The organism is Streptomyces sp. NPDC020299 (assembly GCF_044387825.1).
GTDB lineage: Bacteria > Actinomycetota > Actinomycetes > Streptomycetales > Streptomycetaceae > Streptomyces.
This window is the reverse complement of the sequence record NZ_JBIRWL010000020.1, coordinates 128,761-153,018: the sequence shown is the minus strand read 5'-3', so window position 1 is coordinate 153,018 and position 24,258 is coordinate 128,761. Positions and strand designations below refer to the sequence as shown.

Sequence of the window (24,258 nt, the reverse complement as noted above, 5' to 3'; positions counted from 1 at the left end):
ACGCCCCGCCCTGAGCGGCTGATCACACGGCGGCCGGATCGGGGGGCCGGATCCGTACCGGGCTGCCGCCCCTTGGTCGGCCGCCCGGGAGAGCGCTCCCCCCTGAGCTGATCCGCACAGCGGCCGGATGGGTGGCCAGATGCGGGCGGGACCGCCGGCCCCTGGCCACCTGCCCCGGGGTGAGCCTTCCCGGCCCGGCCGACCGCTCACCGCCCCCGAGCGCATCCACCGGACCACGCCGAACCCGACACGGGCCACAGCATCCCGGTCAGGCCCCGCGGTCGCCCTCTCCGGGGTGGATCCGTGCCGCGGCTGGAAACCCGGTGGCCGGATTCGGTCGGGGCTGCTGGGTTCTGGTCACCCGTACGGGAGAGCCATCCGTGCCAAGTTGACGTAAAGTTCGAACCGGAGCCACATGATCCACGGGTGTCCGCGCTGACGGACACGTGTGATCAGGGAGAGGCGTGTGACGTGCCGCGCCCGGGACACGGTCGAGGCGTCCCTTTCGCGGGTGAACCACGCTTGTTTCCCGCCATATCAACCCCCGAAACACACTTTTCGATGTGACTTACACGACGATGGACGGGCCCGACCTGACCTTCGCGGTCTTGGGGGCGTAGCCTTTATTCCCGCTGTCCATCACCTTGTGAAGCGGAAGAGGGCGGTTGCCGCCGTGTCGCCACAGTCCAGTAACTCGAGCATCTCGACCGACGACCAAGCCGGGAAGAACCCCGCTGCCGCGTTCGGTCCGAACGAGTGGCTCGTCGACGAGATCTATCAGCAGTACCTCCAGGACCCGAATTCGGTAGACCGGGCCTGGTGGGACTTCTTCGCTGATTACAAGCCCGGCGCCGCCGCCGCGGGGACCGCGGAGACCCCCACCGCTGCCACTCCGGCTCCGGCCAAGCCCGCGGCTCCGGCCGCGCCGGCTGCGAGCGCCCCGGCGCCGGCACAGCCCGCCGCGCCCGCCAAGCCCGCGCAGGCCGCGCAGCCCGCGGCGAGCGCCCCGGCCCCGGCCGCCAAGCCCGCGCAGCCCGCCGCGCCCGCTCAGCCGAAGGCGAAGGCCCAGCCCGCCGCCGCGGCGGCCCCCGCTGCCGCGGACGGCCCGGAGTTCGTGACGCTGCGCGGTCCGTCCGCCGCGGTCGCCAAGAACATGAACGCCTCGCTGGAGCTGCCGACCGCCACCTCGGTCCGCGCGGTCCCGGTGAAGCTGCTGTTCGACAACCGCATCGTCATCAACAACCACCTCAAGCGGGCCCGCGGCGGGAAGATCTCCTTCACGCACATCATCGGCTACGCGATGGTGCAGGCCATCAAGGCCATGCCGTCGATGAACTGGTCGTTCGGCGAGAAGGACGGCAAGCCGACCCTCGTCAAGCCGCCGCACGTGAACCTCGGCCTGGCCATCGACCTGGTGAAGCCCAACGGCGACCGCCAGCTCGTCGTGGCCGCCATCAAGAAGGCCGAGACGCTGAACTTCTTCGAGTTCTGGCAGGCCTACGAGGACATCGTCCGTCGCGCCCGCGACAACAAGCTGACGATGGACGACTTCACCGGCGTCACGGTCTCCCTGACCAACCCCGGTGGCCTCGGCACCGTCCACTCCGTGCCGCGCCTGATGCCCGGCCAGTCGGTGATCATGGGCGTCGGCTCCATGGACTACCCGGCGGAGTTCCAGGGCACCAGCCAGGACACCCTGAACAAGCTCGGCGTCTCCAAGGTCATGACGCTCACGTCGACCTACGACCACCGGGTGATCCAGGGCGCCGCCTCCGGCGAGTTCCTGCGCGCTGTCGCCAACCTCCTGCTCGGCGACAGCGGCTTCTACGACGACATCTTCGAGGCGCTGCGCATCCCCTACGAGCCGGTCCGCTGGCTCAAGGACATCGACGCCAGCCACGACGACGACGTCACCAAGGCCGCCCGTGTCTTCGAGCTGATCCACTCCTACCGGGTCCGCGGCCACGTCATGGCCGACACCGACCCGCTGGAGTACCGCCAGCGCAAGCACCCCGACCTGGACATCGTCGAGCACGGCCTCACCCTGTGGGACCTGGAGCGCGAGTTCGCCGTCGGCGGCTTCGCCGGCAAGTCGATGATGAAGCTGCGCGACATCCTCGGCGTGCTCCGCGACTCGTACTGCCGCACCACCGGCATCGAGTTCATGCACATCCAGGACCCCAAGCAGCGCAAGTGGATCCAGGACCGTGTGGAGCGCCAGCACTCCAAGCCGGAGCGCGAGGAGCAGCTGCGCATCCTGCGCCGGCTGAACGCGGCGGAGGCCTTCGAGACCTTCCTCCAGACGAAGTACGTCGGCCAGAAGCGCTTCTCCCTGGAGGGCGGCGAGTCCGTCATCCCGCTGCTCGACGCGGTGCTGGACTCGGCCGCCGAGTCCCGCCTCGACGAGGTCGTCATCGGCATGGCCCACCGCGGCCGGCTGAACGTCCTCGCCAACATCGTCGGCAAGTCGTACGCGCAGATCTTCCGCGAGTTCGAGGGCAACCTCGACCCGAAGTCGATGCACGGCTCCGGCGACGTGAAGTACCACCTGGGCGCCGAAGGCACCTTCACCGGCCTGGACGGCGAGCAGATCACGGTCTCCCTGGCCGCGAACCCGTCCCACCTGGAGACGGTCGACCCGGTCATCGAGGGCATCAGCCGCGCCAAGCAGGACATCATCAACAAGGGCGGCACGGACTTCACGGTCCTGCCGGTGGCGATCCACGGCGACGCGGCCTTCGCGGGTCAGGGCGTGGTGGCCGAGACCCTGAACATGTCGCAGCTGCGCGGCTACCGCACCGGCGGCACGGTCCACATCGTCATCAACAACCAGGTCGGCTTCACCGCGGCCCCCGAGTCCTCGCGTTCCTCCATGTACGCGACGGACGTGGCCCGCATGATCGAGGCCCCGATCTTCCACGTGAACGGCGACGACCCGGAGGCCGTGGTCCGCGTCGCGCGGCTGGCCTTCGAGTTCCGCCAGGCGTTCAACAAGGACGTGGTGATCGACCTCATCTGCTACCGCCGCCGCGGTCACAACGAGTCGGACAACCCGGCCTTCACCCAGCCGCTGATGTACGACCTGATCGACAAGAAGCGCTCGGTGCGCAAGCTGTACACCGAGTCCCTCATCGGTCGCGGCGACATCACCCTGGAAGAGGCCGAGCAGGCCCTTCAGGACTACCAGGGCCAGCTGGAGAAGGTCTTCACGGAGGTCCGCGAGGCCACGTCCCAGCCGATCTCCGGCCCGGTGTCGGATCCGCAGGCGGACTTCCCGGTGGCCGTGAACACCGCGATCTCCACGGAGGTCGTGAAGCGGATCGCCGAGTCCCAGGTCAACATCCCCGACTCCTTCCACGTGCACCCGCGTCTGCTGCCGCAGTTGCAGCGCCGGGCGACGATGGTCGAGGACGGCACGATCGACTGGGGCATGGGCGAGACCCTCGCGGTGGGCTCCCTCCTGCTGGAGGGCACCCCGGTCCGCCTCTCCGGCCAGGACTCCCAGCGCGGCACCTTCGGCCAGCGCCACGCGGTCCTCATCGACCGCGAGACGGGTGAGGAGTTCACGCCGCTGATGTACCTCGCCGAGGAGCAGGCGCGGTACAACGTCTACAACTCCCTCCTGTCCGAGTACGCGGTCATGGGCTTCGAGTACGGCTACTCGCTGGCCCGCCCCGACGCGCTCGTGATGTGGGAGGCGCAGTTCGGCGACTTCGTCAACGGCGCGCAGACGGTGGTCGACGAGTACATCTCGGCGGCCGAGCAGAAGTGGGGCCAGACGAGCGGCGTGACGCTCCTGCTCCCCCACGGCTACGAGGGCCAGGGCCCGGACCACTCCTCGGCCCGGATCGAGCGCTTCCTCCAGCTGTGCGCGCAGAACAACATGACGGTCGCCCAGCCGACCCTGCCGTCGAACTACTTCCACCTCCTGCGGTGGCAGGTGCACAACCCGCACCACAAGCCGCTGGTGGTCTTCACCCCGAAGTCGATGCTGCGTCTGAAGGCCGCCGCGTCGAAGACGGAGGAGTTCACGACGGGTCAGTTCCGCCCGGTCATCGGTGACGCGACGGTGGACCCGGCCGCGGTCCGCAAGGTCGTCTTCTGCGCCGGCAAGCTGTACTACGACCTCGAGGCCGAGCGCGCCAAGCGCGGCAGCACGGACACCGCGATCATCCGCATCGAGCGTCTGTACCCGCTCCCGGGTGCCGAGCTCCAGGCGGAGATCGCCAAGTACCCGAACGCCGAGAAGTACCTGTGGGCCCAGGAGGAGCCGGCGAACCAGGGTGCCTGGCCGTTCATCGCCCTCAACCTGATCGACCACCTGGACCTGGCGGTCGGCGCGGACATCCCGCCGGGCGAGCGCCTGCGCCGGATCTCGCGTCCGCACTCCTCGTCCCCCGCCGTCGGTTCCGCGAAGCGGCACCAGGCGGAGCAGGAGCAGCTGGTGCGTGAGGTGTTCGACGCGTAGGTCTCCGACGGTTCCACCGCCAAGGGCCCGGCCCCGGGAGTTCTCCGGGGCCGGGCCCTCGCGGTTGCCACGTCCCGTACACGGGCGCTCCCCCGTCAGCGCGGCTTCGGGCCCTCGTCGGTGACGGCGGTCTGCCCCGGCCGGCGCGTCAGCGGTGACGTCGACGACGAGCGCGGCCGGCAGCCCGGCGCGCCGGGAGTCTGGCGCGCCGTGGAACGGGCCGCGCCGGAGGTGCTGTGCCGGGAAGCACGCCGTACCGGGAAGCACGCCGTACCGGGATGGCCTGGGGCCGTCAGGTCGTCTGGGGCTCGAAGTCCCAGTACGGGCGGTTGCGGGAGCGGGCCGAGATGGTGTGGATGTGCTGCTTGCCGAGCGTGGCCTCCAGGTCGGACAGGGCCCCCTGCTCGACCTTCTCGGCCTCCTGGACGTTCCTCAGGCCGCGCAGGTCGGCCGCGTGGGCCACCCGGGCGGACAGGGTGAGGGGGTGGGTACGGCCGAGGGACTCCGTCGCCCGGGTGATGGTGTCCCGGCTGAGCGCGGCGGCCCCCTCCGTGTCGCCCACCAGATTGCGCAGGGCCGAGGCGTTGATGGCGCAGCCCAGGGCGTAGGGGTGGTTCTCGCCCACCGCCGCGCTCATGTCGGCCAGTGCCTGCTCGACCAGCACGTGTGCCTGGTCGCGTTCACCGACCATGCGCAGGATCAGGGCGTGGTTGGCCCGGGCGCCCGCGATGAAGGGGTGCCCCTCGGTGAGCATGTGCCCGTAGCGGGCCAGGACGGCCTCGCTGTCCTCGCGGGCCTGGTCGATGTCGCCGTGCTCGCGGGCGAAGCAGCTCTGGCTGACGGCGGCGGCCAGGGTCTCCGGGTGGCGGTCGCCGACCTTGCGCTCGTAGCGTTCCAGCACCCGCGCCAGCATCGCCCCGGCGGCGGCCCGGTCCCCGCCGCGCAGCCGGCACAGCGCCAGGTTGTGCTCGGCCCGCAGCGTCTGCGGATTGTCGGTGCCCATGACGAGGCGGCACTCACGGACGTTCTTCGTCTGGACCGACTCGGCCTCGGCGTAGCGGCCCAGCAGTCTCAGGCAGGTGGCGTAGGAGGCCTCCGAGAACAGCGCCCACGGGTGCCGTGCCTTGAGCAGGCGGCGGCGCAGTTCCAGGGTCGTCTTGTCGATGTCGAGGGCCTGCTGGTAGTGGCCGAGCAGTCGGTGGGAGAAGCCCAGGTTGTTCAGCGCGTTGAGGGTGCGGGAGTCCTCCTCGCCCAGGAGGTCGCGGTAGGCCGGGTACAGCCACTGGTAGTGCGCGAGTGCCTCCTCGTACCGGCCCAGTCCCCACAGGTTGGCGCCGACGCCGTTGGCCGCCCGCAGATGGTCCAGGTCCCGTTCGCCGCGCTCCTCGCGCAGGTGGTCCATCGCCTCCCGTTCGAGGGGCTCGCTGCGCTCGTAGTCGCCGGTGGCGCGCAGCAGGTTGGCGTACTGGTAGACCAGGTCGAAGACCCTCGGGTGGAACTCGCCGAGCAGCGAGCGCCAGGCGCTCAGGGCACGCGCGCCGAGTCGGACGCCCGAGGTGTACTCGCCGGCGAAGTACATGTAGCGCAGGCAGTTCAGGACCAGGGTCTGCACCCTGCGGTCGTCGCTGTTCAGGACGTCGGCGTACTTCAGGTGCGGCACGATCTCCGCGTACGCGTCCCACAGCCGGGTGTCCGTGGCGCGGCCGGGGTCGGCCGCGGCGAGGGCGCGCCGTACGACGTCGACGAACTCCCGCCGGTCCGCCTCCGGCATGTCGCTGCGGACGATCTGGTGGACCATGCGGTGCAGGTACAGCGACTCGCCCGAGGAGGCGGAGTCGGCGCCCTGGTCGTGGGCCTCCAGGCGCACCACGGAGTACTGGCGCAGCTGGTTGATCGCCCGGTTCCACAGCAGCGGGTCCTCGAGCAGCCCGGTGAGCTGTTCGGGCAGGTCGTCGAGCGGCATCTCCCTGAGCAGTCGTACGGGGATGAAGCCGGGCGCGAAGAAGGTGCACAGCCGCAGCAGGTCGACGGACTCCGGGACGGTCTCGCGGAGTTTGTTCAGCAGTATCGACCAGGCGGTCTGGAAGGCCACGGGGAAGTCGGCGGAGACCCGGACCACGTCCTGGTCGATGCCGCCCTCCAGCAGGGCGATGTAGTCCTCGACGGAGAGGTCGGAGTCGTTGAGCCAGCCGGCCGTCTGGTCCAGCAGCAGCGGCAGGTCCTCCAGGGCCTCGGCGAGCTGGTCGGCGTCCGCCTCGGACAGCCGCGGGGCGCGGCGCCGGATGAAGGCCACCGACTCGTCGCGGGAGTAGACCGGGATCTGCAGCAGCCGGCTGTTGTGTTCGCCCCACTGCGGGTTCCGGGAGGTGATCAGCACGTGTCCGGGGCCGGTGGGGACCAGGTCCCAGATCTGGTCGGGTTCGTCGGCGCCGTCGAGGATCAGCAGCCACCGGGTGAACGGCTCGCCCCGGCGCAGCGCGTCGCGCACCGCGCGCAGCCGCTCGCCGTACTCGGCGCCGGTGGACAGGCCCAGCTTCGGGGCGAGTTCGGCCAGCAGACGGCGGTAGGTCACCCGTTTCTCGGCGTTGATCCACCACACGACGTCGTACTCGGAGCTGAACCGGTACACGTATTCGGCGGCGAGTTGTGTCTTCCCGACCCCGGACATGCCGATGAGGGTGAGCACGCCCGCGCCGGGCTCGCTGCCGTTCAGCAGGTGGTAGGCGTCGTTGAGCAGCGGCTCGCGGCCGGTGAAGCGGGTGTTGCGGCGCGGTACGCCGCCCCACACCTCGGGCATGGCCGACGGGAAGCGCGGTCCGCGGCGGGTCCCGGCGGCCTCGGGCAGCGGTTCGTACGCCAGGTCGAGCCGCTCGACGACACGCCGTTCGGCCTCGTCGGGGCCGGTGTTCACCAGGTCGACGGGCGCGAGGACGGCGGTGGCGGTGGGGATCGACGCGGTGGTCACCGAGACGGCGGCGAAGCGGGACGGGTCCGGCGCCACGACCTCGCGCAGCGCCGCGTTCCACTCCTCGTGGGTGCGCGGGCCGAGTTTGAAGTACCAGTCGCTGATCAGGATGAGGACGCGGCCCTCGGCCAGGCTCAGGTCGCGCAGCAGTTCCACCAGCGGGACCTCGGGAGGCGCGTCCCACCGCAGGTACACCACCCGCAGGCCGCGCCGCTCCAGACGGTCCCCGATCCAGGCCGCCCAGGCCCGGTTGAACCCGGCGAAGCTGATCGTGACGGTCTGCTTCGCGGCCCCCCTCTCGGTTGACCCGAACGGCCTACGACTTCCAGACATGCAGCGGCCTCCCGCTCACGATTTTAGAAGCTGGACCCGGCCCCGGGAAGGTGCGTGCCCGCGCCCGCGCCGATGCTCGTGGACCGCATCCTTTCCCGCCGGCGCATCGATCTCCACCTCCTGACACAAAGGTTGACCACCAGTCAGGGAGTCTCAGTCACGCGAGTGGCGGACATCGGCCGCATGGCGCTGCACCCACAGCCGGCGGGCGGCCCGCACGTACTCGCGGGCCCGGACGGCGTGCGCCCGGGGGACGGCGATGTCACCCATACGGGCGTGCGTGTCGACCATGACCTCGACGAACCGCCGTCCCCGCGCGGTCAGATCGTCCGAGCCGACGAGCGCCGGCAGCGCCGCCGCGACCTGCTCGTGGTAGCGCGCGAACTGCCCCCAGGCCGCGTCGCGCCCCGCGGTGTCGCCTTCGCCGAGCGCGCGGTGCTGGAAGTAGTCCGCGAGCCCGAGATGGGCGTACGCGCCCTGGAGCAGGCCGTCGTACGGCCGCGGCTCGGGACGCCAGGGCGCGAAGTACCGTGCTCGCCCGTCGGAGTGATGCAGCGTCACCATGGTGCCGAGCACGGCCAGCTTGGCGTGCTGGAGTTCGTGCACCAGGGTGGCGGCGAAGGCGGTGGCGTTCGGCGGTGTGCTGCTGAGCACGGCTCCGAAGGCCTCCTGCCGGGTGGCGCTGCACGAGCCGTGGGCGCGGCCGTCCGCCGAGTCCCCCGGCGGCACCGCGAGCGGCACCAGGCAGCGCAGCAGGGCCGACGCCTCGGTGAGCCGTCCCGGGCCGCCGAGCCGCAGCGCCGTGGCCGTGCCCGACCAGGCCTGGAGCCAGCGTTTGCGTTCGGCGTCGTCGAGGGTGACGGGGCCGCTCAGGCCGTAGTAGTGCGGTCCGCCGCCGTGCACGGTGCGGTACGGGTCCAGGTCGTCCAGCGGGATCGGGGGGCCGTCGGGCGGCAGCCCGGGCAGCGCGTACGCCGGGGTCCAGGCCCGGGAGTCGGCCCAGGCGCCGACACCGTCCTCCAGGTGGACGACGACATCGGCGGCGCCCGGACTGCGCAGGGTCAGCCGGCCGCCCCGGTGGACGGCGTCGACCGGCGTCGGCGCCGGTTCGTCCGTGCGCAGCGCTCCGAGGGACGGCAGGAAGAGCGTGCCGGCGTGGGCGGTGAGGCGTACGGCGAAGTGGATGCCGGCGCGGGCGGCGAGCGCCGCGGCCACGGCGCTGAAGTGGTCCAGGTCGGCGGACAGGTCCCGCTGCCGTTCCGGGCCGGCGGCCGAGGCGGGGCCGAGTCCGCGCAGGATGCGCTGGGCCCAGGGGCCGAGGAGGGGGTGCAGGAGGCCGGTGCGGACGGTGGGGGCGGCGGTAGCCGGTGGGCGGGGGTTCGCCGTCGCGGCCTCCGCCTCCTCCAGCAGGGCCCAGTCCTCCCGCAGCCGCCGCGGCGCGTGGGCGGAGCGGGTACGGGCCTCGCCGGCACCGTCGAGGACCGCGCGCAGGACGAGGAGCCGCCGGGTGTCCTGGTCCCGGGCCAGGAGGGCGAGGGTCTCGCTGCTGCCCCCGGTGCGGCCCAGCTCGGTGAGGGCGTGGTCGGGCAGCGACGGAAGTGTCACGGGGTGCCTCCTTCGGCCGAGGAGGCGGCCGGTACGCGTGCCGTGTCCTCGGTGAGCCGTCGCGCCACGTGCCGGATGAAGCGCTGTAGGTCCGCGCAGTACACGGAGGGGTTGGCGAAGCCGTGTCCGGCCCGGTAGCGGTGGGCGTACTGGCCGCCGCCGCACACGCGGAGCAGCGGGCAGGCGCGGCACCCGGCGGCCAGCGCGTCCTCGCCGGTCTGCCGGGCCGCCACCGCCGGGTGGCGCAGTACGTCGTCGAAGCCGTGCCGGAAGACGTCGAGACCGGTCTCGGCCGCGCCCTCGTAGCAGGACTTCAGGGAGTCGACCTGCTCGATCGATCCGTCGGTCTCCACGACGACCGATTCGAACGGCGCGAGGCCGAGGGACTCGGTGGCGGCGGGCATGCCGAGCAGCAGGGCTATGCACGCCTCGAAGAGACGGATTCTCGTCTCCCGCCGTCCCGCGTCCCACCAGCGGTCGAAGACGGCGCACAGCCACCGGCCGTGGCGTTCCTCGCCGAGGTGCGGCGGCGGGGCTGACCAGTTGCCGTGCGGCAGCAGCAGGTCGAGCGCCGGGGGACGCAGGCCGAGCAGTGACTCGTAGGTCTCCACCGGGTCCTGCGTGGGGTCCACGACCGTGAGGATGCCGGCGTACGAGCCGGGGAAGCGGTCGGCCAGCAGGCGGGCGCCGCGCGCGGCGGCGGGCCAGGACGGGCGTCCGGCGTGGTCGACGCGCTGGGCGTTGTGGCCGGGCAGGCCGCCGTCGAGGCTGATGCCGACGCGGACGCCGGCGGCGGCCAGCACGGCGAGGCGGCGCTCGGTGAGGAGGGTGGCGTTGGTCTGGACGACCGGGTGGACGACGGTGCCGGGCGGGACGCTGTCTCGGACCGAGGCGGTGAAGCGGGCCAGGGTGCCGGCGCCGGCCAGCAGGGGTTCGCCACCGTGCAGGACGAGGGCGAGCGCCGTCAGGCCGTGTGTGCTCGCGTGCTCGGCGATGCGGGTCGCGGTGCGGTCCAGGACGGCGGGGGACGCGGCCCGGGGACGGTCGCGCCAGGTGCTGTCGGGCCCCTCGTAGAGGTAGCAGTAGCGGCAGGCGAGGTTGCAGCGGCCGTGCGTCTTCACGATGAACTGCCGGAAGGGGAACGGGGCAACGGGTGCGACGCCGTACGACACTCCGCCACCCCCATGCCTTCGGCCGTCCACTGGCCGCATTCCCGACCGGGCCTCGGGCAAACTGAACTGACCTGTCGTCAAAGGGATTTGACCGGATCCCGACCCTGATCCCGACCCTGATCCCGACCCTGATCCCGACCCTGTCCGGAACGATTCAGAACGCGCTGCCGAACCCCCAGAGCATCTCGCCCGGCTGCGCGGCCCGTTCGCGCAGGTCCGCCAGCACCTCGTGCAGCACGGGGTGCTCGATCGTCCTCAACTCGGCCAGGTCCATGGCCAGTACGTCGGGCAGCGGCTCGCCCGGCCCGGGCTCCGCAAGCTCTGCGGGCTCTACGCTCATGGTCTCCCCCTTGTCCCAGTCGTGCGTCGTCGTTCGTCGTCCGGCGTCATTCCAGCTCCGCCAGCCTGCGAGCCGTGTCCTCGGCGGTGGGCTCGCCCGTGCCGACGGTGTCCTGCGGCATTCGCTGCCACTGCGACCGCGCCGCCCGGTAGGCCTCGCGGGCGGCACGCGGGCGTGCGGCCGCCTCATAGGTCCTACCCCGCCAGTGGTGCGCCTGAGCGTGCAACTCCACGGCCGCCAGCCGGCGCCGCTCGGTCTCGGCCTCCTCCTCGGCGTCCCCCGCGGCCTGGGCGGCGTCCCGGAACACGTCCACCGCCGCGTCCAGCCGGGTGGGCCGGCCAAGGCTCCGGGAGGCCTCGAAGTGGGCCTGCCCGAGCGCCAGCAGGCAGCGCGCGGCGGACAGCGCGTCGTCCGCCTCGGCCGCCGCCAGCCCGAACAGGTGCTCCGCCTCGCGCAGGTCCACCGGGTCGCCACGGGTGCCGTAGCGGGCCATCAGCGCCCGGCCGAGCGACAGCAGCCGGCCCGCGAGCCGGGGGTCACCGGGCGGGGTCTCCGTACGGCACTCGCGCAGCACCCGGATCGCCTGGGACAGCGGGCCGAGGGCCCGGGCGCCGGTTTCCAGGCCGGCGAGCCGCAGCAGCGTCCCGCCCCACTCCGCGAGGACCTCCGCGTGGACGGGCGCGTCCCGGGGCATGCCCAGGGCGGCCTGCTCGAACCGCTCGGCGGCCCCCCGCAGTTCGCGCGGGTCGCCCGATTCGCCGTGCCGTGCCACGCCGATCCGCCCCGAGCGCACCAGCAGCTCCGACCGCAGCGCCCGGTCCCGGGTGAGCCGGAGGGCCTCGTCGACCCGGTCCTGTGCCTCGTCCAGGTCGCCGCCCGAGGTCAGCAGCGCGTCGACCAGGTCGAGCCGGATGCGCACCCGCTCGCGTGGCGCCGGTTCGGTGCCGGTTTCGGCGGCGGTCTCCAGCGCGTCCCGCAGCGACCGGGCGGCCTGCTCGGCGTGGCCGCGGGCCTGTTCGGGGTCGGCCGTGGCGTCGGCCAGCCGGAGCAGGATCCGGCCGTGTGCGAGCGGCAGTTCGGGCGGGCGACGGCGACGGTCCGGCCAGGCGTCCGCGAACGCCTCCAGCATGCCGACGGCGCCCTGCAACAGCGCGCTGTCGCCGCCGAGGCGCCACTGTGTCTCCAGGGCGCGGACACGCTCCAGGGTGAGCTTCAGCGCCTCGGCCTGCCCCAGGTCCGGCGCCGCGCAGGCCACCGCGTACTCGCGGTCGGCGCGGCTGAGCAGGTCCAGCGCGCCGTGCTGGTCCCCGCGCCGCCTGCGGTCGACGGCGGCCGCGTGCAGCACGCGCGCGAGGACCGCCCGTTCGCGCAGCGCGTGCGGGTGCGCGACGGCCCGCTCCGCGGCCTGCTCCGCCTCCCGCAGCAGGTCGGCACCGCCCTGTACCTCCCACAGCCGCAGCGTGGCGTGCGCGTACTCCGCCCACAGTTCCGGGTCGGCGCCGGCGGGCCGTTCGTGCTCGGTCGCGCCGCGCAGCAGCTGTACGGCGTCGATGAGGTCCTGCACCATGCCCTCGTCGTCGAACCGCGCGAGCAACGAGCGGGCCCGGGTGACCGCCTGGTGCGTCGAGCGGGAGCCGGCCGGACCGGGCGTCGTACGGCTGCCGTAGGCCGCGAACTGCTCGGGCAGCGGCATGAACCTCTCCAGCACGCGCACGGCGACCTCCGCGAAGGGCTGCGGCACGAGCGTCGCGTCGCCGCCGTCACCGGGGTAGGTGGCACCGGGGTAGGTGGCACCGGGGTAGACGCCGCCGGGCGCGTACGGCCGTCCCGCGCCGCCGTTGCCGAGCTGGGCCAGGGCGAGGGCGGGGAAGTTCGCGCCGCCCTTGCCGTAGCGCTGCTCGATGTACTCCGAGCAGTGCTTGAGGACCAGCACCGCCTCGTCCCTGCCGAGCGTCGACAGCAGGGCCTCCTGCACGTCGGGCTCCATCTCGTACCACTGGGCGCCGTCGTCGCCGTGGCTGTCGCCCGCGCGCGTGAGGAGGCCGCTGAGCAGTACCTCGGCCAGCTCGGACGGGCCGGAGTCGGGCAGCATCGTGCGCTGGACCAGTTGCATCACCGGCAGGCAGAGCGGGGCGGCCGCCAGGCAGACGGCGAGCCGTCCGGCGGCCGGGGAGGCGGTGGAGCGGAAGCGGCCGAGGCGCTGCACCCAGGAGCGCTGCCCGGCGGGGCCCGCGGCCGGGGCGGGCGGCTGGTCGGGGCGTACCCAGCCCACGGCGCCGGCGACCGGAGCGGCGCCGGCCCCGGACAGCAGCCGGGCCCATGCGCCGAGGGCCACCGGTTCGGGGGGCAGCACGGGCACGGGCAGGGCGCCGCGCTGCTCCACGGGCGTGCCGGCCGGGGTGCGGACCCGCAGCGCGGCGGCGCCGCCCGGGATCGCGGCGCGGGTGAGTTCGCCGTACGTCACGGGCAGCCGGGTGCGGCTCCACAGGCGCTGCGGAAGCGGCTGGAGCACCGCGGCCGGGGCCTGCCGGGCCAGTTGGTGCAGCAGCCGGTGGGCCCGGCCGCTGCGCCACAGGGGGCCCGCGCAGTCGCTCACCAGGAGTGTGAGCCGCCGGCCCGTGGGGTCGCTCAGCCGGTCCCCGGTGTGCAGCGGGGCCGCGTGCGCGTCCGGGCTGCGGCTGACCACCGGCTCACCGTCCGGCCCCTCGTGCAGATGGCTGACCTGGACGTCCCCGAAGGCGCCCAACTGGGCGAAGACCTCGCCGAGTTCGGCGAACATGCGGTCCCACACGCGCATCGACGGGGAGGCGTCGAGCACCAGTTGCAGCCGGGTGTCGCCGCGGGTCACGGCCCGGTGCACGGGCATCACCAGGCCCCCTGCCCGGGCGCTGAGTTCGGCCGTCGCGGTCTCGTCGAGCTCCTTGCGCAGCGGCGGTGCGGCGCTGCGGTAGCCCTGCAACGGCCGTAAGGCGCGCTGGAGTTCGAGCGGTGCCGGCAGGGCGGAGGCGGCGGGCACCCCGACCGACAGTGCGGACGCGGGGCCCGGCGCACGCGCGCGCCGGGCCCCGCCGCGCGTCGGCGGGTACAGGGGCACGCTTCCGTCGGCCCGGACGCCGTACGCCGGCGGTACGAGCGGCTCGGGCGGCGGGGCGTCCTGGTCCGCCGTCACCGTCGGGCCGGTGGGCGAGGGCCCCCCGGTGGGGCCGGACTGCCCTTCCGTACCTGCCTGCGGCTCTCCGTCCGGATCGGGCACCTCCGCCGGCTGTGCCCAGCGGGCCAGCCAGAGGGCGTCCCTCAGCCCCTCGGCATCCGGATCGAGTCCGACCTGCCGCAGCCGTGCGACGAGTTCGGCGATCGGATCACCGGTGCGGTGCGCCTCGGGCATCAGCGCCTCACCTCGGACGGTCGAGTCGCTGGATGAGCAGGTCGGCGAGGCGGTCGCGGCTGGGCGGGGCGGCCGCGTCGGTGAGGTAGATCGCGTTCAGCAGCTGGTCGGCGGCGAGGAGTTCGCTGCGGGAGCGCTCCAGGAAGCGGGTGATCAGGTCGTCGCCCGCGCGGGCCGCCTCGTCGCCGAGGTGGGCGCGTACGAAGGTGGCGAGCCGGTTGTGGTCGGGGCGGCCCAGCTCCAGGTGGATGCAGCGGCGCATCAGCGGGGCGGGGAAGTCCCGTTCCCCGTTGCTGGTGAGGACGACGAACGGGAAGGCCCGGCAGCGTACCCGGCCGTCGCGGACGCGGACCTTGGTGCCGTCGGCGGTGAGCACCTCGGCCTCGCCGTCCGGCAGCCGGTCGGCTATGCGCTGCAGCTCGGGTATCTCGAACTCGCCCTCCTCCAGGACGTTCAGCAGGTCGTTGGGCAGGTCGATGTCGCTCTTGTCGAGTTCGTCGATGAGCAGCACGCGCGGCGTCTCGGAGGGCAGCAGGGCGGTGCCGAGCGGACCGAGGCGGATGTAGCTGCCGATGGCCTCGACGGCTCCGGGGCTGCCCGCCGCCGTGCCTCCCCCACTCTCGGCTTCTCCCCCACTCTCGGCTTCGCTCGAGCGGGGGGACCCCCATGCGCGGGAGGTGCCCCCATCTCCTTGCGCGGCGATCTGGACGTCCTGGAGCCGGGCGATGGCGTCGTAGTGGTACAGGCCGTCCTGGAGGGTGGAGCGGCTGACGATGGACCAGCGCAGTACGTCGCCCAGGCCCAGCTCGTACGCCACCGAGTGGGCCAGCGTGCTCTTGCCCGCGCCGGGGCTGCCGGTGACGAGCAGGGGGCGGCGCAGGTAGAGCGCCGCGTTGATCATCTCCAGTTCCTCGGCACCGGGCCGGTGGAGTTCCGCCAGGTGCCGGTGCGCGCCCAGCCTGCGGTCCCGGGAGCCTTCGCCGTCGCCCGCGGTGTCCCGGCCGGCGAAGTCCCGCCAGGGCGGCGGCGGGGGCAGCCGGCTCATTCCGTCGTGGGGTTCTCCGGCGCCTCGGTAGATGAGCCACTCACTGGATTCGGTCATGGTCCGGTCCTCGTCGTCACTCGTCCGCCATGGCAGCCGCCGAACGTGCATCACGGTATCGATCCGCAGGAAAGCTGGTAAGAGGCCGAGAGGTGCTCGGGGCACGTCGCATCAGGGAGCCTCCAGGAGATCTCCGGCACCGGGCAGGGGCCGGTGCGGATCGTCGTACAGGAGTGCTATTCCATCGGCCCAGTAGGCCTCCGTGAGGCCCGTGTGCCGCTTCACCCGCAGCCCGTGCACCAGGTCGGGGAGGAACACGGCACCCGCCCCGTCGTCGACGACCTGTTTGGTTCCCCGGTGGAACTCCCCGCACACGGCGTCCGGTTGGCTCCGCCGACGGCGCCACAGGACCACCCCGAAGCCGGCGCGCAGGATCCTGCCGAGCGCGGCGGCGTCGTCCTCGTAGCGCCGGTCTCCGTAGCGGCACAGCACCGGGACCGCACGGGGCGGCAGCCGGCGCAGTTCCGCGACGGTCGGCACCGGCTCGCGCACCCCGTCGTCGCAGTCCAGCACCTCGGTCCGGGCGTCGCGGGCGTGCAGCCGGCGCCAGCGGTCCTGGGGTTCCAGGTCCTCGTCCCCGGCCGCGCCCCACTCGGCGCCGGGCACCCCGTACTCACCGTCGCCCGGCAGCTGGTCGCGGTCGGAACAGCGCACGACGACCGGCCGCTCGGCGCCCAGCGGGGGGCCGTCCGGGCGCAGCCGCCAGTCGTCCACGGCCAGGCCGAGCAGCAGGTGCGGCAGGGCCGCGTGCAGGACCGCCGGCCGTCCGGGCTCGTCGCACTGGCGGAAGGCCTCGGCGAGCGGCGCGGTCACCCGGGCCGGCAGCTCCTCCAGCGAGGTCCGCTCGGCCTCGTGCAGACGGATCACGTCGCCCTCCGGGGCGGCCAGGGAGACCGACCAGTCGCAGCGATCGGGCTCCCAGCCCCTCGGCAGCACTTCGAGCAGTACGGACAGCCGGGGCCCGGCATCACCCGGCCGCTGCGGGGCCGGCTTCCCCGGCGGCGACGGGGTGCCGGGGTCGGGGGACGGCGGATCCACCGGGGCGACGACGTGGGGACGGCGGCGCAGCCCCAGCCACTGGGCGCGTCGCCGGGCCAGGCCGCTGCGGTAGCCGCTGTCGAGGCCCGTCGACGTCTGCTTCACCCATTCCCACAGCGCCTGTTCGGCGGCCAGCAGGCTGGGCGTGGCCGGGCGTTCGGCCGCCATCACCTGCATCGCGTAGTCGAGTACGAGCTTCAGCGCCCCGTCGTACCGCGCGCTCTCGTACAGCACGCCCAGTCCGTCCCGCCAGGCACGGGGGGCCGGCACCAGCGTGGGGAGCTGGAAGTTAGGCAGGGAGTCGAGGATGTCGAGCAGGCCGCGGGTGGTGGCAGGCGGCGGCAGGTCGGCGAGCCGGCCGAGCAGCTCGCAGCGTTCGTCGGGGCCGAGTGTCCGTCCCGGGCGGGCGCCGAGCTCCGCCTGGAGGTCGGCCCAGGTGGGGCGCCGGGAGTCCGAGGGCTGCTGCCGGTCGCGGTGGTAGCGGTCGTGGGCGTGGAAGACCGCCTGGTAGACGTCGTCGTGCTCGGTCCGGACGGCGTCCGGCGGCACCGGTAACGTCCGCAGGCGCTCGATCCCGGTGGAGGTGCCCCCCGCCCCGTGGTCGGCGCGCGATTTCAGCACGCCGATGACCTCGCCGCGCGCCGGGTCGATGACGGGGCCGCCCGAGACGCCCGGCGGCAGGTCGTTGTGGCCGAGCCGCATCTGCACCCCCTCCGACCAGCCGCCGATGGTCCCCTGCACGGAGAGGAACCCGTCCAGGATCTGCAGCCGGCCTCCGGTCACCGTCCAGCCCGCGTAGAACACCCTGCCCTCGCCGTAGTGCGCGGCGGGCCGCTCGGAGACGTACACGCAGTCGTGGTCGACGGGTTCACGGAGCCGGACGAGGGCCAGGTCGGGGGCCGGCCAGCTGCCGGACACAGCGCGTCCGACGTGCTCCGGGAGGGTGGCCGCCACCTGGCCGCGGACGGCGGACGGGCTCTGGCCCGGGCCGGTCTGGTAGACCACCGCCACTTCGCCCCCCTCCCCGCCGTTCACCACGTGTGCGCAGGTCAGAACCCAGTTCGGGGCGATGAAGAAGCCGCTGCCGAGAAAGCTGCCGGGTTCGTCCAGGGCATACCCGACACCTGTGCGATGAATGCGCACGGTCGCCGCCATGACGAGTTCACGCAGCGCATGGTGGGCGGCATGGGAACCGCCCGGTGCGCCCCCGTCGTATCCGTGCGTCATGCCCCGCCACCGCCGCGGGCGTCCGGGGCGCCCCCGTGCCCCGGGGCGCCGGTGGACGCATCCGCGCGCGTGGCACCGCCGCCGCCGGGCGGCGATCCGTCGCGGGGCGCACGGGGGGCGGCCGGAGGCGTGGTGGCGCCCGGGTCGTCGGGGTCCTCCGCGCGGTCCTCCGTGCGGGAGGCCGGAGCAGGGGCGGTCCCGGGAGCCGCCGGGTCCGGTGGGCCCCCGCCGTTCCAGGTCAGGGTCACCGTGATGCCGGCCTTGGCCTCCCCGTCCGCCAGCAGTCCGACGACCTTCCCGGCCTTCGCGGTCAGCTCGATCCCGAACTCGACGCTCACCTCGTCCGGACGCACCGCGCGCAGCGGGCCGGCCAGCGAGCCCGCGACCCCGGTGACGAGCGAGTGGAGGCTCTCCACGCTCGCCTCCACCCGTTCGGCGAACCCGGTGTCCGTGTACGACAGCTCTCCCGACGGCACGGCGAGCTCCTCGGCCCCCGAAATCCGGGCCCACACCGGTGTGCCGTCCGGCAGCTCGATCCGCGCCACCCGCGTCACTTCCCGCCCCATGCGACTCCCCCGTCCCCCACCGCGTCCCCTGGCCCCGGCCCGCCCGCCGGACCGCCCGCGGGACCGTCCGCCGGGCAGACCGGCCCGGGGGCCGGCTCCGCCTATCCTTTTCCTGTCCTGTCGTGGCTTCCCGGGCGGGAAGCCGGCGCCTCTCCTTCCCGCAGGGAGAGGGTTCTTCCCGCGCGGGAGCGGCCGTACCCCTGTTCACACCACGGAGCACCATCCATGTACTTCACCGACCGAGGCATCGAGGAACTGGAGAAGCGGCGCGGCGAGGAAGAGGTCACCTTCGAGTGGCTCGCCGAGCAGCTGCGCGCGTTCGTCGACCTGAACCCGGACTTCGAGGTCCCGGTGGAGCGACTGGCGACCTGGCTCGCCCGCCTGGACGACGAGGACGACGAGTAGCAGCGGGTCCGCCGAGAGGCACCCTCACCCGCCACCGGGTCCCCGAGGACGGGGCCCGGTGTCAGCCATGCCCTCGCACGCCCCCGCAAACCCTCGCATGCCCTCAAACGGGTGTCTTGACTTCCCGCAGGCACGATATATCGTGTTTCCCAGAAGACGCGATATGGCGTGTCGCGTCCCTGCGAGGAGGTCACACCCATGTCCGAGTGGTCCGTCGCCGAACCCACCAAGCTCACCTTCGACACCCCCGTCCGCGATCTGCACGTGCGCATCGTCAACGGAACAGTGAACGTCGTGGGTACGGACGAAGGTTCCGCCCGCCTCGAAGTCACGGACATCGAGGGCCCACCCCTGGTGGTCACCCAGCAGGGCGGCACCCTCACGGTGGCCTACGAGGACCTGCCCTGGAAGGGCTTGCTGAAGTGGCTGGACCGGCAGGGCTGGCGGCGCAGCGCGGTCGTCTCCCTCGCGGTCCCGGCGGACACCCGGGTGGAGGTCGGCGTGATCGGCGCCGGGGCCGTCGTCTCGGGGCTCCGCGGGCCCTCGGTGGTCAAGGGCGTCACCGGCGACACCACGCTCGTCTCCCTTGCCGGCCCGGTGCGGGCGGAAACGGTGTCCGGCAATCTCGAAGCCCAGGCCGTCACGGGCGACCTGCGGTTCAACTCCGTCTCCGGAGACCTGACCGTGGTGGAGGGCTCGGGCTCCTCCGTGCGGGCCGAGTCGGTCAGCGGCTCGATGATCGTCGATCTCGACCCGGACGGCCCGACCGACGTCGGACTGACCAGCGTCTCCGGTGAGATCGCCATCCGGCTCCCGCACCCGGCCGACGCCGACGTCGAGGCGAACACCGCGAGCGGAAGCATCTCCAACGCCTTCGACGGCCTCCGGGTGCAGGGTCACTGGGGTGCCCACAAGGTCACCGGACGGCTCGGCGCGGGCACCGGCAAGCTCAGGGCCACGACGGTCTCCGGCTCGATCGCCCTGCTCCGCCGCCCGCCCAGGGACGAAGAGGAGGCTGCCCCACCGGCCGGACCGCAGCACGACTCGGGGGACAATTCCGTTTCCGGCCCGGGCGGCCCCGCGGACAGCGGCGCCCCGGCCGACGGCACGACCGACAAGAAGGTGCTCTGACATGCCTCCCGTCTTCGCCCACGGACGCCTCCGCCTCTACCTGCTCAAGCTGCTCGACGAGGCCCCGCGCCACGGCTACGAGGTGATCCGGCTCCTCGAGGAACGCTTCCAGGGGCTGTACGCACCGTCGGCGGGCACCGTCTACCCCCGGCTGGCCAAGCTGGAGGCCGAGGGCCTGGTCACCCACACCACGGAGGGCGGCCGCAAGGTGTACGCCATCACGGACGCCGGCCGCACCGAACTCGCCGACCGCAGCGGTGAGCTCGCCGACCTGGAGCTGGAGATCCGCGAGTCGGTCGCCGAACTCGCCGCCGAGATCAAGGCCGACGTGCGCGGCGCGGCGGGCGATCTGCGGCGCGAGATGCGGGCGGCGGCCTCCGAGGCCCGACGGGGCGGCAAGGCGGGCGCCGGCGACCACGGCCCCTTCGGGGAGCACGGCGGGCCGGCCGACAAGGAGGCCTGGCGCGTCGCCAAGGAGGAGATGCGCCGGGTCAAGCAGGAGTGGAAGGAGCAGGCGCGCCGCGCCAAGGACGAGAGCCGCCGGGCCCGTGAGGAGGCCCAGCGAGCCCGCCGCCAGGCCCAGGAGGCGCAGTCCCGGGCGCGGGCCCAGGCCCAGGAGGAGATGCAGCGCATCGCCCGCCGCGTCCAGGACCACGTCCAGGACCACTTCGCGCGGGGGGACTGGCCGACCGGGGTCCGGGAGGGCCTCTCCGAACTCACCAAGGAGTTCAGCGAGTTCGGCAAGGACTTCGGCTTCGGACGCCCGGGCCCCGAGACGGGCACCGGCCCGGCGAAGTTCACCCCGGACTACTCCGAAACCCCGGAGGACTTCCCCGCCGACTACGAACCGGCCTGGGCCCATGAGGACCCCACCGGCGACCCCGCCCGCGACCTGGACCGCCTGCTCGACCGATTCCGGGACGACATCCGTGACGCGGCCCGCGACCACGGCGTCACCGCCGACCAGCTCCGCGACACCCGCCGCCACCTGTCGACAGCGGCGGCACACATCGGGGCGATACTGCGGCGGCCCGGGGCCTGAGCGCCGCAGCGTGGGCCGGGGCGGGCGCGGTCAGCCCGCCTTGGCCTCTCCTTCGCCCTCGCCGTACAGCACCCGCGTCAGCGACTCGAAGGTCACACCGTGGTCGGCGAGGACCTCGGCGGGGACGCCCGGACGGGAGGTGAGGGCGAGCAGGATGTGCTCGTCGCCGATGTGGCGATCACGGTGGCCGAGGGCGACCCTCAGGGAATCGGTCAGCAGTTCCTTGGCGCCGCGGCCGAACGGCCGCCGCCCGGATCCGCGCCGCCGCATGCCCGCCAACGCCCCCTGCCCGTGCGCCTCTTCGACCCGGTACACGATCTGTGACAGATCGATGCCGAGCCCGGACAGCGCGTCCGCGTCGGCCCGCGACAGTCCGCCGCGGCGCCGGGCCTCGGCCAGCGCCCGCACCACGCCTTCCCGTCGCCCCGCCGACAACCCGAGCGAGGTCAGGGCGAAGGATCCCCGGCTGCCCTCGCGCTCGAGCAGGGCGAGCAGGACGTGGGACTCCTCGACCTTCCCGTCGTCCAGCCGCTCGGCCTGGGCGACGGCGCCCTCGACCACGGCCCGTGCGTCCTTGGTGAACCTCTCGAACATCACTGCCTCCCGTACTTCTTGTGCACGGCCTGCCTGCTGACGCCCAGTTCGACGGCGATCTCCTGCCACGACCAGCCCTGGTTGCGCGCGCTGCGCACCTGAACCGCCTCCAGCTGCTCGAGCAGCCTGCGCAGTGCGGCGACGGCCCGCAGTCCTACCCGTGGATCGCGGTCGCCCGCACGCTCGGCGAGATCCGTTGCTTCGGTCATGACGTCAACTTAGGTTGACATCCCTCCCTTTGTCAACCATGGTTGACATACGGCGACGGCCGGCCCGGAAACCGGACCGGCCGTCGGAGAGCCGTGCGGATCAGCCTCGGGACTCAGCCGTTGGTGAGGACGATCTTGCCGAACTGGTCACCGGACTGCAGCCGTTCGAAGCCCTCGCGGGCGCGGTCGAGCGGGAGCACCTCGTCGATGACGGGGCGGACACCGGTGGCGGCGCAGAAGGAGAGCAGGTCCTCCAGTTCGTCCTTGGTGCCCATCGTGGAGCCCACGACCTTGAGCTCCAGGAAGAAGATGCGGGTCAGTTCGGCGTGCGAGGGCCGGTCGCCGCTGGTGGCGCCGGAAATGACGATCGTGCCGCCGGGCCGCAGGGACTTGATCGAGTGGGACCAGGTGGCCGCGCCCACGGTCTCGATCACGGCGTCCACCCGCTGCGGCAGCCGCGCCCCCGACTCGACCGCCTCGACGGCTCCGAGCTCCAGGGCCCGCTTCCGCTTGGCCTCGTCCCGGCTGGTGGCGAAGACCCGCAGCCCGGCCGCCTTGCCGAGCACGATCGCGGCCGTGGCGACACCGCCGCCGGCCCCCTGGACGAGGACGGAGTCACCGGGGCGTACTCCCGCGTTGGTGAACAGCATCCGGTACGCCGTCAGCCAGGCCGTGGGCAGGCAGGCGGCCTCCGCGAAGGAGAGCTCCTTGGGCTTGGGCAGGATGTTCCAGGTGGGCACGGCGACCTGCTCGGCGAAGGTGCCCTGGTAGCGCTCGGTGAGGATGGAGCGGGGTTCGTTCGGGCCGACGCCGTGGCCGGTCTGCCCGATGACGGAGTGCAGGACGACCTCGTTGCCGTCCTCGTCGACGCCGGCGGCGTCACAGCCGAGGATCATCGGCAGCTTGTCCTCCGCGAGGCCGACGCCGCGCAGGGACCAGAGGTCGTGGTGATTGAGGGAGGCGGCCCTGACGTTGACCGTGCTCCAGCCGGGACGGGCCTCGGGGGCCGGGCGCTCCCCCGACTCAAGGCCGGAAAGCGGCTGGTCGCGGTCGATTCGGGCGGCGTAGACAGCGAACATGGGCTCGACGATAGGTTCCCGGCGGGGCCGGCGGAACCACAGGGCCCTGTGACACATGCCCTCTTGCCAGCTCGGCCCGATGATCTGCACCCGGGCCCAGCATTCTCAGCCCGTCGTGGGGTCCCCCCGCTCGAGCGAAGCCGAGAGTGGGGGAGTTTGAGGACGAGGCCCCTTCAGGGCCGAAGCAGGGGTCTGGGGGGCGGCAGCCCCCAGATGGCCCCGCCCGAACGGACGGGGCCATTCAAGCTCACCTACGCGCAACGCCCTCGGCACGAGCGGCGGCGGCGACCGCCGCGGTCACCGCGGGAGCCACCCGCTCGTCGAACGGCGAGGGGATCACGTAGTCGGCGGCGAGATCGTCCCCGACGACCGCGGCGAGCGCCTCGGCCGCCGCGATCTTCATCCCCTCGGTGATCCGGGAGGCCCGCACCTGAAGCGCACCCGCGAAGATCCCGGGGAACGCCAGCACGTTGTTGATCTGGTTCGGGAAGTCCGACCGCCCGGTGGCGACGACAGCCGCGTACTTGTGCGCGACATCGGGGTGCACCTCCGGGTTCGGGTTGGCCATCGCGAACACGAAGGCGCCCTTCGCCATGGAGGCCACCGCCGCCTCGGCGACCGTGCCGCCGGAGACACCGATGAAGACGTCGGCGCCGGCCAGCGCGTCCTCCAGCGACCCGCTGATGCCCGCCTTGTTGGTAAACCCGGCCAGCTCGCGCTTGACGGAGTTCAGGTCTTCCCGGTCGGTGGACACCACACCCTTGCGGTCGGCGACCGCGACATCCCCGATGCCGGCCTCGACCAGCATCTTGGCGATGGCGACACCGGCCGCGCCGGCGCCGGAGATGACGGCCCGCAGGTCGCCGATCGACCGCCCGCTCAGCCGCGCCGCGTTCCGCAGCGCCGCCAGCGTCACCACGGCCGTGCCGTGCTGGTCGTCATGGAAGACCGGGATGTCCAGCCGCTCCTGGAGCTGCCGCTCGATCTCGAAGCACCGCGGCGCCGAGATGTCCTCCAGGTTCACCCCGCCGAAGGACGGGGCGAGCCGGACCACCGTCTCGACGATCTCGTCCACGCCCTTGCAGTCGAGCGCGATCGGCACCGCGTCCACGCCGCCGAACTGCTTGAACAGGATCGCCTTGCCCTCCATCACCGGGAGGGAGGCCTGGGGACCGATGTCCCCGAGCCCCAGCACGGCCGTACCGTCGGTCACGACGGCGACCACCGACGACTTCCACGTGTAGTCGTCCACCAGCTCGGGCTTTTCCGCGATCGCGGTGCACACGCGCGCCACACCGGGCGTGTACGCGAGGGAAAGGTCGTCCTTGTCACGGACCGGCACGGTGGCCTGCACGGCCATCTTGCCGCCGCGGTGCAGCGCGAACGCCGGATCGAAGGAATCGAGGGGCTCGGCCCCGCCGTCCTGGTCCGTATTGCTGTCGCTGCGAGGATTGACGATCTCCGCTGCCACTTTGTTTTACCCCTTAAGTATTTACGGTTGAGGGTTGACCACTCCTGGTGAGGGGTGGGCGGGGACGTGTACGGCCCGATTCACTGATACGTACGGGCGTGCGTACACGACGGGCGCGCCGCACAC

Annotated in this window: 16 protein-coding genes; 4 read left to right on the top strand and 12 right to left on the bottom strand. The window is 72.9% G+C overall.

All coding sequences use genetic code 11. The features are described from left to right. Window positions 1-673: 673 nt before the first annotated feature. On the top strand, window positions 674-4,468 hold the full coding sequence (locus tag ACH45E_RS37840; RefSeq protein ID WP_361450124.1) for a multifunctional oxoglutarate decarboxylase/oxoglutarate dehydrogenase thiamine pyrophosphate-binding subunit/dihydrolipoyllysine-residue succinyltransferase subunit: 3,795 nt from the start codon (window positions 674-676) through the stop codon (window positions 4,466-4,468). Between the two features lie 292 nt (window positions 4,469-4,760). On the opposite strand, the gene fxsT is transcribed toward ACH45E_RS37840, so the two are convergent. From fxsT to ACH45E_RS37800, 8 genes are all read right to left on the bottom strand, one after another. Next, window positions 4,761-7,766 carry an FxSxx-COOH system tetratricopeptide repeat protein gene (gene fxsT, locus ACH45E_RS37835; RefSeq protein ID WP_361450121.1) on the bottom strand — a complete coding sequence of 1,002 codons (3,006 nt, stop codon included), beginning with the start codon at window positions 7,764-7,766 and terminating at the stop codon, window positions 4,761-4,763. A 153-nt stretch (window positions 7,767-7,919) separates the two neighbouring features. Further along, entirely contained in the window at window positions 7,920-9,371 is a 1,452-nt protein-coding gene (locus tag ACH45E_RS37830; RefSeq protein WP_361450118.1) for an aKG-HExxH-type peptide beta-hydroxylase, read from the bottom strand. Next, window positions 9,368-10,582 carry an FxsB family cyclophane-forming radical SAM/SPASM peptide maturase gene (locus tag ACH45E_RS37825; RefSeq protein WP_399042382.1) on the bottom strand — a complete coding sequence of 405 codons (1,215 nt, stop codon included), beginning with the start codon at window positions 10,580-10,582 and terminating at the stop codon, window positions 9,368-9,370. The genes ACH45E_RS37830 and ACH45E_RS37825 overlap by 4 nt, the downstream gene beginning before the upstream one ends. Before the next feature lie 115 nt (window positions 10,583-10,697). Next, window positions 10,698-10,883, bottom strand: coding sequence for an FxSxx-COOH cyclophane-containing RiPP peptide (fxsA, locus tag ACH45E_RS37820; protein WP_361450112.1), 186 nt, complete (start codon window positions 10,881-10,883; stop codon window positions 10,698-10,700). A 46-nt stretch (window positions 10,884-10,929) separates the two neighbouring features. Further along, the gene (locus tag ACH45E_RS37815) at window positions 10,930-14,268 is read right to left on the bottom strand and encodes an SAV_2336 N-terminal domain-related protein (protein ID WP_361450109.1); all 3,339 of its coding nucleotides are present in this window, start codon (window positions 14,266-14,268) and stop codon (window positions 10,930-10,932) included. 7 nt (window positions 14,269-14,275) lie between these two features. Continuing rightward, the gene (locus ACH45E_RS37810) at window positions 14,276-15,370 is read right to left on the bottom strand and encodes a MoxR family ATPase (protein WP_361450106.1); all 1,095 of its coding nucleotides are present in this window, start codon (window positions 15,368-15,370) and stop codon (window positions 14,276-14,278) included. Between the two features lie 111 nt (window positions 15,371-15,481). Further along, window positions 15,482-17,635, bottom strand: coding sequence for a trypsin-like peptidase domain-containing protein (locus ACH45E_RS37805; protein ID WP_361450103.1), 2,154 nt, complete (start codon window positions 17,633-17,635; stop codon window positions 15,482-15,484). After that, on the bottom strand, window positions 17,632-18,201 hold the full coding sequence (locus ACH45E_RS37800; protein ID WP_361450100.1) for a CU044_2847 family protein: 570 nt from the start codon (window positions 18,199-18,201) through the stop codon (window positions 17,632-17,634). Before ACH45E_RS37800 ends, ACH45E_RS37805 begins: the two co-directional genes overlap by 4 nt. A gap of 225 nt (window positions 18,202-18,426) precedes the next feature. On the opposite strand from ACH45E_RS37800, the gene ACH45E_RS37795 reads away from it, so the two are divergent. The 3 genes from ACH45E_RS37795 to ACH45E_RS37785 all read left to right on the top strand — a co-directional run bounded on the left by ACH45E_RS37795 (window position 18,427) and on the right by ACH45E_RS37785 (window position 20,779). Further along, window positions 18,427-18,606 carry a DUF6104 family protein gene (locus ACH45E_RS37795; RefSeq protein ID WP_153482227.1) on the top strand — a complete coding sequence of 60 codons (180 nt, stop codon included), beginning with the start codon at window positions 18,427-18,429 and terminating at the stop codon, window positions 18,604-18,606. A 198-nt stretch (window positions 18,607-18,804) separates the two neighbouring features. After that, window positions 18,805-19,737 carry a DUF4097 family beta strand repeat-containing protein gene (locus ACH45E_RS37790; protein ID WP_361450097.1) on the top strand — a complete coding sequence of 311 codons (933 nt, stop codon included), beginning with the start codon at window positions 18,805-18,807 and terminating at the stop codon, window positions 19,735-19,737. A gap of 1 nt (window position 19,738) precedes the next feature. Then, the gene (locus ACH45E_RS37785) at window positions 19,739-20,779 is read left to right on the top strand and encodes a helix-turn-helix transcriptional regulator (RefSeq protein WP_361450094.1); all 1,041 of its coding nucleotides are present in this window, start codon (window positions 19,739-19,741) and stop codon (window positions 20,777-20,779) included. Window positions 20,780-20,809: 30 nt separating this feature from the next. On the opposite strand, the gene ACH45E_RS37780 is transcribed toward ACH45E_RS37785, so the two are convergent. The 4 genes from ACH45E_RS37780 to ACH45E_RS37765 all read right to left on the bottom strand — a co-directional run bounded on the left by ACH45E_RS37780 (window position 20,810) and on the right by ACH45E_RS37765 (window position 24,132). Then, complete coding sequence (locus tag ACH45E_RS37780; RefSeq protein WP_361450091.1) at window positions 20,810-21,373, bottom strand: Clp protease N-terminal domain-containing protein; 564 nt, start codon at window positions 21,371-21,373, stop codon at window positions 20,810-20,812. Continuing rightward, window positions 21,373-21,582: an HTH domain-containing protein gene (locus ACH45E_RS37775; protein WP_361450088.1), complete on the bottom strand. Its 210-nt coding sequence runs from the start codon at window positions 21,580-21,582 to the stop codon at window positions 21,373-21,375. The genes ACH45E_RS37780 and ACH45E_RS37775 overlap by 1 nt, the downstream gene beginning before the upstream one ends. Window positions 21,583-21,695: 113 nt before the next feature. Further along, window positions 21,696-22,661, bottom strand: coding sequence for a zinc-binding dehydrogenase (locus ACH45E_RS37770; protein WP_361450085.1), 966 nt, complete (start codon window positions 22,659-22,661; stop codon window positions 21,696-21,698). A 247-nt stretch (window positions 22,662-22,908) separates the two neighbouring features. Beyond that, window positions 22,909-24,132 carry an NADP-dependent malic enzyme gene (locus tag ACH45E_RS37765; RefSeq protein WP_361450082.1) on the bottom strand — a complete coding sequence of 408 codons (1,224 nt, stop codon included), beginning with the start codon at window positions 24,130-24,132 and terminating at the stop codon, window positions 22,909-22,911. Window positions 24,133-24,258 lie beyond the last annotated feature (126 nt).

What these genes read in the sequence shown, in the direction of transcription:
- fxsT (WP_361450121.1), bottom strand. Translation starts at nt 7,766, where the DNA reads ATGTCTGGAAGTCGTAGGCCGTTCGGGTCAACCGAGAGGGGGGCCGCG.
- ACH45E_RS37825 (WP_399042382.1), bottom strand. Translation starts at nt 10,582, where the DNA reads ATGCGGCCAGTGGACGGCCGAAGGCATGGGGGTGGCGGAGTGTCGTAC.
- fxsA (WP_361450112.1), bottom strand. Translation starts at nt 10,883, where the DNA reads ATGAGCGTAGAGCCCGCAGAGCTTGCGGAGCCCGGGCCGGGCGAGCCG.
- ACH45E_RS37815 (WP_361450109.1), bottom strand. Translation starts at nt 14,268, where the DNA reads ATGCCCGAGGCGCACCGCACCGGTGATCCGATCGCCGAACTCGTCGCA.
- ACH45E_RS37810 (WP_361450106.1), bottom strand. Translation starts at nt 15,370, where the DNA reads ATGACCGAATCCAGTGAGTGGCTCATCTACCGAGGCGCCGGAGAACCC.
- ACH45E_RS37805 (WP_361450103.1), bottom strand. Translation starts at nt 17,635, where the DNA reads ATGACGCACGGATACGACGGGGGCGCACCGGGCGGTTCCCATGCCGCC.
- ACH45E_RS37800 (WP_361450100.1), bottom strand. Translation starts at nt 18,201, where the DNA reads ATGGGGCGGGAAGTGACGCGGGTGGCGCGGATCGAGCTGCCGGACGGC.
- ACH45E_RS37795 (WP_153482227.1), top strand. Translation starts at nt 18,427, where the DNA reads ATGTACTTCACCGACCGAGGCATCGAGGAACTGGAGAAGCGGCGCGGC.
- ACH45E_RS37790 (WP_361450097.1), top strand. Translation starts at nt 18,805, where the DNA reads ATGTCCGAGTGGTCCGTCGCCGAACCCACCAAGCTCACCTTCGACACC.
- ACH45E_RS37785 (WP_361450094.1), top strand. Translation starts at nt 19,739, where the DNA reads ATGCCTCCCGTCTTCGCCCACGGACGCCTCCGCCTCTACCTGCTCAAG.
- ACH45E_RS37780 (WP_361450091.1), bottom strand. Translation starts at nt 21,373, where the DNA reads ATGTTCGAGAGGTTCACCAAGGACGCACGGGCCGTGGTCGAGGGCGCC.
- ACH45E_RS37775 (WP_361450088.1), bottom strand. Translation starts at nt 21,582, where the DNA reads ATGACCGAAGCAACGGATCTCGCCGAGCGTGCGGGCGACCGCGATCCA.
- ACH45E_RS37770 (WP_361450085.1), bottom strand. Translation starts at nt 22,661, where the DNA reads ATGTTCGCTGTCTACGCCGCCCGAATCGACCGCGACCAGCCGCTTTCC.